11 protein-coding genes are annotated in these 10,603 nt (G+C 57.2%); 8 read left to right on the top strand and 3 right to left on the bottom strand.

All coding sequences use genetic code 11. The features are described 5' to 3' along the window. Nucleotides 1–520: 520 nt before the first annotated feature. From AC2FIR_RS04050 to AC2FIR_RS04035, 4 genes are all read left to right on the top strand, one after another. Nucleotides 521–1,267, top strand: a complete 747-nt coding sequence (locus AC2FIR_RS04050) for a 5-oxoprolinase subunit B family protein (protein ID WP_496747959.1) — start codon at nucleotides 521–523, stop codon at nucleotides 1,265–1,267. Then, entirely contained in the window at nucleotides 1,267–2,265 is a 999-nt protein-coding gene (locus AC2FIR_RS04045; RefSeq protein ID WP_496747957.1) for a 5-oxoprolinase subunit C family protein, read from the top strand. Before AC2FIR_RS04050 ends, AC2FIR_RS04045 begins: the two co-directional genes overlap by 1 nt. A gap of 12 nt (nucleotides 2,266–2,277) precedes the next feature. Further along, nucleotides 2,278–3,039 (top strand): LamB/YcsF family protein, encoded by a 762-nt coding sequence (locus tag AC2FIR_RS04040; protein WP_496761943.1) that lies wholly within the window; start codon nucleotides 2,278–2,280, stop codon nucleotides 3,037–3,039. 172 nt (nucleotides 3,040–3,211) lie between these two features. Next, nucleotides 3,212–4,459: a hypothetical protein gene (locus AC2FIR_RS04035; RefSeq protein WP_496747953.1), complete on the top strand. Its 1,248-nt coding sequence runs from the start codon at nucleotides 3,212–3,214 to the stop codon at nucleotides 4,457–4,459. Nucleotides 4,460–4,518: 59 nt separating this feature from the next. Here the strand turns inward: AC2FIR_RS04035 and AC2FIR_RS04030 are convergent, their stop codons facing one another. Next, nucleotides 4,519–5,919, bottom strand: coding sequence for a D-alanyl-D-alanine carboxypeptidase family protein (locus tag AC2FIR_RS04030; RefSeq protein ID WP_496761940.1), 1,401 nt, complete (start codon nucleotides 5,917–5,919; stop codon nucleotides 4,519–4,521). Nucleotides 5,920–6,197: 278 nt separating this feature from the next. Then, nucleotides 6,198–6,899, bottom strand: a complete 702-nt coding sequence (locus AC2FIR_RS04025; protein WP_496761937.1) for an HAD family hydrolase — start codon at nucleotides 6,897–6,899, stop codon at nucleotides 6,198–6,200. A gap of 91 nt (nucleotides 6,900–6,990) precedes the next feature. Between AC2FIR_RS04025 and clpS the strand changes: the two genes are divergently transcribed. From clpS to hemF, 4 genes are read left to right on the top strand one after another with little or no spacing between them, the layout of a single operon-like run. Further along, a complete protein-coding gene (clpS, locus tag AC2FIR_RS04020) occupies nucleotides 6,991–7,332 on the top strand; it encodes an ATP-dependent Clp protease adapter ClpS (protein WP_170614437.1) in 342 nt (113 codons plus the stop codon). Between the two features lie 53 nt (nucleotides 7,333–7,385). Continuing rightward, entirely contained in the window at nucleotides 7,386–8,351 is a 966-nt protein-coding gene (locus tag AC2FIR_RS04015) for a class I SAM-dependent methyltransferase (RefSeq protein ID WP_496761935.1), read from the top strand. Between the two features lie 37 nt (nucleotides 8,352–8,388). Further along, a complete protein-coding gene (locus AC2FIR_RS04010; RefSeq protein WP_170614435.1) occupies nucleotides 8,389–9,189 on the top strand; it encodes an SDR family NAD(P)-dependent oxidoreductase in 801 nt (266 codons plus the stop codon). A gap of 5 nt (nucleotides 9,190–9,194) precedes the next feature. Further along, entirely contained in the window at nucleotides 9,195–10,079 is an 885-nt protein-coding gene (hemF, locus tag AC2FIR_RS04005) for an oxygen-dependent coproporphyrinogen oxidase (RefSeq protein WP_496747945.1), read from the top strand. Nucleotides 10,080–10,089: 10 nt separating this feature from the next. Here hemF and AC2FIR_RS04000 read toward each other — a convergent pair whose 3' ends face one another. Then, complete coding sequence (locus tag AC2FIR_RS04000) at nucleotides 10,090–10,497, bottom strand: hypothetical protein (RefSeq protein ID WP_170679731.1); 408 nt, start codon at nucleotides 10,495–10,497, stop codon at nucleotides 10,090–10,092. Between the last annotated feature and the right edge of the window lie 106 nt (nucleotides 10,498–10,603).

The following is a 10,603-nucleotide window of genomic DNA, read 5'->3' as shown; positions in this document are numbered from 1 at the left end:
CGTCTCAACCGTCTTTCCAGTCCGTCAGGCCGTCTCCCCGACCCGTCAGCACCGCCTCAGCAGCGCCGGTGAAGGGGGTTCTAAGCATAACACTTATCAGCCGCAAGTGAAAAAACACGTTCTGCGGAAATTTTTTGCGAAGGGCGATTTTCTGAAATAATATCAATATTATAAGATGCCATACTGCCCTAGAATCCATACCCTCATCACGGTTAGCAGGCGGAACCCTTTGTTGGAATCGTACGGGGACCAGCACCAGCACACAATATATAGAGGCTACGTGGATACACTACACAAGAAGCCACGACTCGGATTGTGCGAGTCGCCGGTCTTTCCGTGTCTGAATCGCCAAGTTTGGCGATACGATTCACACAACAAGGCACATTGGTGATCGATTTCCCGCACCCATTTGTTTGCCAGCAGGCGATAACCGGAGATACATCCAGCCAAACACTTGCACACGCACGTCAGATGCGGTCAGGTTCCCGGGCGACTGAAACTGTGCTGGCTTTGGAAAAACATGAATACCGTTGATCCTTTCCCAATGGTTCGAACCGTCGGCCTTGACGGCATTCTGGTGACCTACGCCGATACCATGACAGAACGGTCAAATCGTGCAGCGCTGGCGTTTCGGACAGAAGTTGAAAACTGGAACTGGGAAGGTGTGTGCGAAACATCGACCTCTCTTGCATCGGTCTACATTCGGTTCGATCCGTTACGCCTGCACTATCGTGAGTTGGAGATTCGCGTCCAAGCGCTTCTGAAACAGCACGACTGGTACAATGCTGCTTTGCCTTCGGGCCGCAAGCTGTGGCGAGTGCCAACGGTATTTGGCACGGAACTGGCACCCCAACTGGAGGACGCCGCCAGGGCGGCCGGGCTGACAGCAAGTGAAGCGATTCATCGGCTTGGCCAGTCCCGGGTTCGTGTGCTGACAATCGGCTTTGCACCGGGGCAGCCATATCTCGGGCCATTGGGTCCGGAGTTCAACATTCCCAGACTGAAGGATTTGAACCCGATGGTGCCAGAAGGGGCTTTGGTTCTGGCAATCTCGCAGTTCGTGCTGTTCTCCGGCCCAACGCCGACCGGATGGCGGCATGTGGGGCAGACTGCCTTTCGCTGTTTCCGGCCCGAGAGCGATCCGTGCTTTGCATTGAATCCTGGGGACGAAATGCAATTCGAACCCGTCTCACGTAAGGAGTTGGAACATATTCAGGCAACAAACAGTGACGGCACAGGTGGCGCGACCTGTCAGGAGATTGTCTGATGAGTCTGATCGTCCATCGCATTGGCCCGTCTTGCACGCTCCAGGATCAGGGACGCTCTGGCTATCTGGATCAAGGTCTTTCAAGGTCAGGAGCCGCCGATAATCTTGCATTGCACGAAGGCGCGGCCCTGTTGGGGCAAAGCCCGGAATGTGCAGCTTTGGAATTGGCGGGGACCGGGGGGGAGTTCGAAGCCACCCAGACCATTCGCATCGCTTTGACCGGTGCACCGATGCAGGCCAGCATTGATGGCAGCGCCGTCGCGTGGCACGCCTCGCACAGTTTGGAGACCGGGCAGCGATTGGTAATCGGGGCGGCGCTTCAAGGCAACTATGGCTACCTGCATCTGGGCGGTGGCGTTGATGCCGAGGTTTTTCTTGGGTCCCGCTCGACCCACCTGACCGCCAGGATCGGGCAACCATTGCAGCCTGGCGATGTTTTGGTCGCTGGATCTGACAACGGCAATACTGGGATGAAACTGCGCCCCGATGATCGGTTTTCGGGTGGCGTACTGCGCGTTGTCAGAAGTTTTCAGACCCCTCTGTTTGACAATGCAACCCTGGACCGCTTTGCCGCCACCGAGTTCCAGCGGGGCACGCGGGCCAATCGGATGGGCATGCAACTGGAGAGTGATGGCGAAGGCTTTGCCGCCAAAGGTCAGCTCAATATTCTGTCCGAGGTCATTACGCCCGGCGACATCCAGATGACCGGCACTGGAAACCCGTTCATTCTGCTGCCCGAGTGCCAGACCACCGGAGGTTACCCGCGTATCGCTACCGTTCTACCATGCGATTTGCCGCGCGCTGCGCAGACCCCGGCGGGTGGAAAAATCCGGTTTTTGTTTGTCACCGTGGACGAGGCCCTGAACCTGCATGCCGCTTACCAATCTGAACTTGCGCGCCTGCCGGGCCGTGTCGAGGCACTTGTGCGCGATCCGCATGACATCGCCGACCTGTTGTCTTACCAATTAATCGGCGGAGTCGTCTCTGCCACCGACTAAGGAGATATGCCGATGCCCCGCGTTGATCTGAATGCCGATATGGGTGAAAGCTTTGGACCCTGGAAAATGGGGGACGACGAGAACCTTCTAAAGATCATCACCTCGGCCAATATAGCCTGCGGCTTTCACGCAGGCGATCCGGATGTGATGGCAAAAGCAATGGCCACTGCCGCTGAAAATGACGTCGGCATCGGCGCGCATCCCGGCTTCCCGGACCTTCAGGGCTTCGGACGGCGCAACATGAAAGTGCCGCATGCCAGCCTGCGCAATCTGGTGCGGTATCAATTGGGCGCCGCCATTGGGGTGGCGAAAGCGGTGGGGACCCATGTACGCCACCTGAAGCTGCACGGCGCGCTGGCCAACATGTGCTCGGTCGATCTAGACATGGCGCGGGCTTGCTATCAGGGTGCCTTGGACGTGGACCCCGACATCATCATAATGGTTCTGGCAGTAACCCGGCAGGAAGAAGCCGTGCGCGAACTGGGCTGCAACTGGGTGGGCGAGATCTTCGCCGATCGCGCTTACAACGATGATGGCACTCTGGTCGACCGCAGCCTGCCCGGAGCCGTCATTCACGACGCCGACATCGCCGGGCCACGCATTCTGAACATGATCCGGGAGGGCGCAATCATCACCGAAAGCGGGAAGCGGCTGGAAACTTCGATCGACACGATCTGTTTGCACGGCGATGGACCGACCGCTGTTCAGATCGCCCGCTCGGTACGCCAGAACCTGATTGACGGCGGGGTCGAGGTCACAAAATTCACCAGATAGACAGGTCTTCGCAACCATCTGCCCCCAGTATCTTACTGTTGCCCGATCACCGGTCAGCCCCTAGCATGTGCGCAAGTGCATGTTCTGAATACTGTAATTAAAACAACGTAATTCGCGATGGTTGGTCCGGCCAATACCGTCGCAGCCTGTTTTCTCGCAAGGAGGCACACAAATGTCTTTCGACCTGATGTCGTATCAGCCCAGAGGCGACAAGAAGAATTCCGAATTTTTCGCTGAGTATCTGCCAATGATTTATGAGCGGCGAACCAGTTCCGGAATTGCTGATCAGGTCGGACCAATGCGGGCGATTGTCATTCAGGTTGAACCGAATGCGTTGTTCGACACGATGGTCGAACTTTACGTGATGACGCCGTATCGCCACTCGGCAAGCTATCTTGGGGCGACGCACAAATTCGCGGTAATGCACTCTCATCCCGAATATCCGTCGCTGATCATCATGGCGCCGCTGAGCGACACGTTCGAGGATTTCATACCCCGCATCAACCGCATGTACCCTCTGGCGCGCAAAACACCGCAAACCCGCTACGTGGGTGAGGTATTCGCGGCCTCGGACCTGAATGATCTGAGCAAAACGCTGGAAGATCAGTACATCCGATTTGAATATAGCGGTGATACCGAGAACCCGTTTTACACGCTGGACGGATTCCGCTTTACCACCCCGTCGGATTTCACCTGCAACCGGGTCGGCTATTCCTCACATGATTTCAATGATCCCGACAGCCTTGGCCTGGGCGACCGCGTCTTGTTGAGCGACGCCGAGAAGCAGCTTCTGCATGAGGCGGCGGCCTTCGCGGAAGACACCAAGATCGGTCCCCTGATGCTGGGGTTCGACCATCTGGCCACCCGTGTTCTGGCCGGTGAGCGGGAAGATGCGATCCTCGAGTTTCTGACCATGGTTCCCTACTATTTCTGGGGGGCGTACAACATCTTTGACATGAATTCGTCCACGAATGTGAACCGGAACGCCAATGTCGATGACGACAAGAAATCGCCTGCCAAGGTGTTCACGGCCAACAACACACCGTCATTCGTGAATTCATTTGCCAAGCTGCCGATGCCGACCGAGGATTTTGTCCGCAATTTCGGACGCCGCCTGCATCACATGGCCGTCGAAATATTGGATGGCGATCACGGCGCTGGTGAAAAGAACGTCGATTTCGTGGTGAACACCCTCAAGGACAAGGGCGTACCGTTTCTGGCCCATGTGGTGGGCGAATGCAAAGACGACCCAAACCTTAAACAGATCTTCTCGAAACACTCGAAGAATACATTGCTGATCACCGAGTATATCGAACGCTGCCACAAGTATGACGGGTTCTTCACCAAGGACAACGTCGCTGCCCTGACAGCCGCCGCCGGTCAGGATGAACAATACGAACACGGCCACGTATTCGACTGAAAAAAGGCTGCGAGAGGAACTCGCAGCCCAGACCCATCCAGGAGAGAATATGCCGGGCCTTATGATGGCCCGATCATGAAACATGTGACATTGCGCGCCTGAAGGCGGCGGCAGGCCAGATCGGCCTGTTCGCGGGTCATGCCCTGAAAGGTGGCGTCAAACCCGCGCGAGCTTTGGTTCACCTTGCGCAACGTGCCTTCCAGCGTGGTCATCTCCGACAGCGCCGTTTTCAGCAGAATCTTCTCAGCTTCATACCGAGTTGTGTAGCGTCCCACGTTCACGCCCCATAGATGCCCACCTGAAGTAGACAGCCGGGTAACGACCTCCTGCTCGGGTTCTGGCTCCTTTGCAGGTTCGGCCGACGCCAAAACCAGATTGTCCGGGCGAAGCGCCGGACGCGTGTCCGAATTTTCGACAGGAGGTGCGGTCGGCGCGATATCTGCCGCCGCAATCGCTGCCGCTATCCCGTCCTGAATACGCTCTCCGTTCTCGGCTGCTGTTTCGGCGACGGTTCCTGCCACCTGCACCGCACCACCAGCGGTTGGGCGAAGGACCGGTCGCAGGCTTTTTTCCGGCGCGCCTACAAGGCTGGCGACCTGTGTTGTACTGCCCAGTCCGGCGTTTCCTGCATAGGTGGGACGTGCGGGTTTGCGAATTGGCGCGCGCGACGGAGCCCGGCGGAAACCCATGTCCAGCAATTCGGCCACCTTGGCGTTGCGCGACGCGCCCGACTTGCCGCCAAAGACAGTTGCAATGATCCGTTCATCCTTGCGCTTGGCCGATGCAACGAGGTTGAAGCCCGCAGCCCGTGTGTATCCGGTTTTGATCCCGTCCGCGCCTTTGTACGCAGCCAGCAACCGGCGGTTGGTGTTGGGCACGGTCTTAATGCCCGCATGCGTCGACTGACGCGAAAACAGGTTATAGTACTGCGGATAATCATAAAGCAGATGGCGCCCCAGCGTTGTCATGTCGCGGGCTGTCGACAAATGACCCGACTCGGTCAAGCCATGCGCGTTCTTGAAGGTCGTGCGGCTCATCCCCATCGCCTTGGCCGTCCGCGTCATGCGGCGGGCAAAGGCTGCCTCGGACCCGCTGAGAGTAATCCCGATGGCCGTGGCCGCATCATTGGCCGATTTTACTGCGGCTGCGCGGATCAGATAGCGGAACGCGATGGTTTGTCCGGTCCGCAGGCCCAGTTTTGAAGGCGGCTCGGAAGCAGCCTTGCTGGTGATCCGAACCGGCGTATCCAGCGTGATTTCACCGTTACGCACCGCCTCGAACGCAATGTATAGCGTCATCATCTTGGTCAGAGAGGCCGGGTGAAGGCGCGTATCGGCGTTGCGCGAATGAAGAACCTCACCGGTGCGCGCATCAATCACCATCGCCGCGTAGGGTGCTGCAATGGCCTGCAATGGCACAAAAACAAGTAACCACAACAGTGCTGTAAGGAATAAGCCCATTCGGGCTGGAACTGTCCGCCGAATCTGCACGATCTTTGCCTCTGTCTGCCTCGCACCGCCGGGTTTTCCCGGTCGGCTTCATTTATTTTGTTGGCAACAAGGCTAGCACAGGGCTGTCGCTAAATAAACCGAAAGCTGGGCAATTCGCCCATTCGTGACGCCTAACAAAACCCCAATATGTAGCGGCGCGACCAAATCCGCCCACTAGATGCATACCCCGAACTCGGGTTTGGTCACGGTAGATCAAGAATTTATGAAACTGAGACCTATTGGCAACATCAGGTCAGACCCCTGACGAGATCGACCAGATCGCCCAGATCGGCAAGCTCGTGGAATCGCGGATTGTCGCTGGGGGTTTCGGCCTGCTCGACCTCCCAAACCAGCCCGTGCGGTACATGAACGCCCCATGCGCCGGCCTGAATTGGCGCAACGACATCCGACCGCATCGAGTTGCCGACCATCATCGAAGCCAGCGGACCATCGCCATGCTGTTCGAAAATCCCACGATAAACCTCGGGTGTTTTTTCCGAGACAATTTCCACGTGATCAAACAGATCGCCCAATCCCGACTGTGCCAGTTTCCTTTCCTGATCGATCAGATCTCCCTTGGTGATCAGAACCACACGGTGGGTTTCACATACACCTTCGATAGCGGCCTGTGCATGCGGCAAAAGCTCGATCGGGTGGGCCAGCATCTCTTGCCCCGCATTGATAAGCTGCCGAATGACGGATGCGGGCACCCGATCCTCGGTCACTTCGATCGCAGTTTCGATCATGGACAGGGTAAAGCCCTTGATACCGTATCCATAGTGCCGGGTATTCCGCTTTTCGGCAGCCAACAGGCGATCCATCAAGTGATCGCGGTCCGCGTGATCGGCCAGCAGATCCGCGAAATGGGCCTGGGTGAGCTGAAAGAATCGCTCGTTGTGCCACAGTGTGTCGTCTGCATCGAAGCCGATGGTGGTCAGTTTTTCATGCATTCCGATACGTCCGCTTGCTCTTTCCTCTGACGCCAACGACGTTATATAAGCGCTCAGATAAACCGAAGCCTGAATCGAATTGTTAAACGCGATGCTGCATTACCAATGGATGATGTCTGACCAATCGGACGACGATGCGAACTCGTCGGTTCTTGTGCAGACACGCCCCAAGACCAAGCGTCCGCCATTGTACAAGGTTCTGCTGCTGAACGACGACTACACGCCGATGGAATTTGTGGTGCATGTACTGGAGCGATTCTTCGGGATGACCCATGCACAGGCGTTCGAGATCATGCTGACGGTCCATAAGAAGGGTGTTGCCGTCGTGGGTGTCTTCAGCCACGAGATCGCCGAAACCAAAGTGGGACAGGTAATGGATTTCGCCCGCAGGCACCAACACCCCCTGCAATGCACCATGGAAAGAGAAGAGTAAGCAAAAGCGGCCGGGCCTGATGCTCCGAGCCGGACCTCTTGCCGGTATCACACATGACGTCACGTATTGATCTTGCTCTGGAAAGCGGTCTGGTGCTGTCGCAGCCGCTGACCGTGATCGGCCCTTCGCCGGATTGCAATCTTTCCGCTCTGCCACGCGGAACTCAGGTGGTTCAGCCCTTCAAACCCTTCCACGACCATTTCGCGACGTTGGGTTTCGATGTCACGCCGGCATCTGAGGAACCGTGCGAGGACGCAATTGTCTTTTTGCCACGCGCCAAAGCGCTTGCCCGGTCCATGATTCATCAGGCGTGTCACCGTGCCAGCGGTAGGATCGTCGTCGACGGCGGCAAAACGAATGGCGTTGACAGCATTCTCAAAGACGTTCGCAAACGGGTGCCAGTCGAGGGACCGATTGCAAAGGCGCATGGCAAGATTTTCTGGTTCCAGTCCGACAAATCGACCTTTTCCGACTGGGCCGCGCCGGAAGTTCAGCACGCTGACGGCTATCTAACAGCCCCCGGTGTCTTTTCGGCTGACGGTATCGATCCGGCATCGGCATTGCTGGCGCAGGTACTGCCTGAAAATCCGGGGCCTCGGGTTGCCGATCTCGGCGCGGGCTGGGGATTTCTTTCGGCCAAACTGCTGGAACGAGCCGAAGTTCGCACGCTGCATGTGGTCGAGGCCGATCATACAGCGTTGTCCTGCGCCCGCTCTAACGTGACTTCTCGGGTTGCGTATTTTCATTGGGCTGATGCCGTGACGTGGAAAGCGCCCGAGCCCTTGGACACGGTGATAATGAACCCACCCTTTCACACCGGAAGAAGCGCTGAACCTGCGCTGGGCCAGGACTTTATCAAGGCGGCAGCACGCAACCTGACCCGCAATGGCGAACTGTGGATCGTCGCAAACCGGCATCTGCCCTATGAGGCCACGTTGTCAGACTGTTTCAGGCAAGTTGAAGAGGTCGCCGGTGACAACCGTTTCAAGGTGTTCCACGCCTCTCGCCCTCGCCGGTGATCCCGGTTAACCTGCGCCAAACCTCCGGAGGAAGCTCATGTCGTTTTCCATATCAGGCAAAACCGCAATCGTAACAGGCGGTGCCAGTGGTGTCGGCCTGGCAATCGGCCGTCATTTTGCGGATGCGGGTGCAAACGTCATGTTCGCGGATATGGACGAAAAGCGATTGATTGAGGAGTTGGGGGAACAGGCAGATGACAGCAACATTCGGTATTTCGCAGGCGATCTGCGCGAGAAGCTGACCATTGCCAATTTGCTTTCCGCAACCATCGATGCCTTTGATCAGGTGGATATTCTGGTCAATGGATCAAGACAGGTCCGGCAGACGGACCCGCTGGATGCGGAAGACGACTCGGTCCGTGATTTGCTGAACCAAAACCTGATGCCTGCCTTGCGGCTAAGTCAACTGGTTGCCAAACGCATGACGAAACAGGCCGAAGATCAGGATGATGGCCCGGCGGGTTCGATCATCAACTTGTCTTCCATAGCGGCGCGGCGCACGCACCCCGATTTGCTGGCCTATTCTGTCTCGACCGCTGCACTGGATCAGATGACGCGTTCTCTGGCGGTTGCACTGGCGCCGAACCGTATCCGCGTCAATTCCATCGCATTGGGTTCGGTCATGAGTGCGTCGCTGCAATCAACCCTGAAAGAAAACCGCGATTTTCGCAAAGACATTGAAAAACATACGCCTTTGGCCCGGATTGCTGCTCCGAACGAACTGGCGGAAACCGCGCAGTTTCTGGCCTCTGATGCGGCCGGCTTCATTACCGGTCAGATCATGACAATCGACGGAGGCCGAACCCTGCTGGATCCGGTCGCCGCTCCAGCGCACTGAGACAAATGTTCGAAAACGAAAAATCCGCCGCTGCCGCATGGTTCCGCCAATTGCGTGATGAAATCGTTGATGCGTTCGAGTCTCTGGAGGATACACATGAGACCGGGCCGTTTTCGGACGCCGCAGCCGGACGTTTTGAAGTCAAACAAACCACGCGGCAATCAGAGGATGGATCGGACGCAGGTGGCGGGTTGATGTCGGTCCTGCGCGGTGGGCGCGTTTTTGAAAAAGTCGGTGTCAACGTCTCGACCGTGTACGGATCACTGGGCGAGCGTGCGCAGCAGGCCATGGCAGCCCGCAAGGGTGTTCCGGGCATGACCGAAGACCCCAGGTTCTGGGCATCAGGCATCAGCCTTGTCGCGCACATGCAAAACCCGCACGTACCGGCGGTGCACATGAACACGCGGATGTTCTGGACACCTCATGCCTGGTGGTTCGGGGGCGGTTCAGACCTGAACCCCTGCATTGAATATGACGTGGACACTGCGCATTTCCACGCCACCCAAAAAGCCCATCTGGACCCGCACGGGCCAGGACATTACCCGCGGCTGAAGGATTGGGCTGACGAGTATTTCTATATCCCCCACCGGAAGCGGGCACGCGGGGTTGGCGGCATTTTCATGGATGATTACTGCACCGGCGACTGGCAGGCTGATTTTGCCCTGACGCAGGACATCGGCCGCGCATTCCTGCCTGCGTTCCTGCCATTGGTGGAAAGGCGTCGGGTCCAGGGTTTTGATGACACCCACAAGAACGCTCAGCTTGTGCATCGCGGGCTTTATGCGGAATACAATCTGGTCTACGACCGGGGCACCAAATTCGGACTGGAAACCGGGCACGATCCGGACGCCGTTCTGATGAGCCTGCCGCCTATGGCCAAATGGGTCTGATCAATCTCGTTCAGAACCCGAAATCCATGAAATTGTCATAGCAATAGTCCTGTGCTGAGGCCGCCGTCATGTTCGCGCCTACCCGTTTGACGGTGACGGAATAGCCCGGGCTGGTATCGGCACCCTCGGGCGGTGTCAGCGAGAACTGTACAGTCCTTGCTTTGGGCACATAGGCGCCGGCAATATATATGCGTTGGTTGGATTTGGTTCTCAGCGTCCGGATTGCATAATCCCCTATGCCGCACCAGTACGCCACCGGGGCAGAAGTGCCGATCGCGGCAACCTCGTAGACACCGTTTGGCAGCGGCGTCACCGTGGTCCGAAACGCGGGCCGCACGGCAATGCCAAAACCGACCGCCTGTGCTATCCCCGGTATGACGATCAACATCGCCAGAGCCGCAGTCTTTGCAATCCGCATCTTGATCGCCTCCGTGTAACCCAAGTTATCCGATATAAAATAATAATTGTGCTGCGCGTCGAGTAAAGCCGTGGTCGCCTGCCCTTTTTCAGTGTTTTACCCCTGT

Source organism: Ruegeria sp. CDSB136, from assembly GCF_059610965.1.
This window is presented reverse-complemented; position numbering and strand designations above follow the sequence as displayed.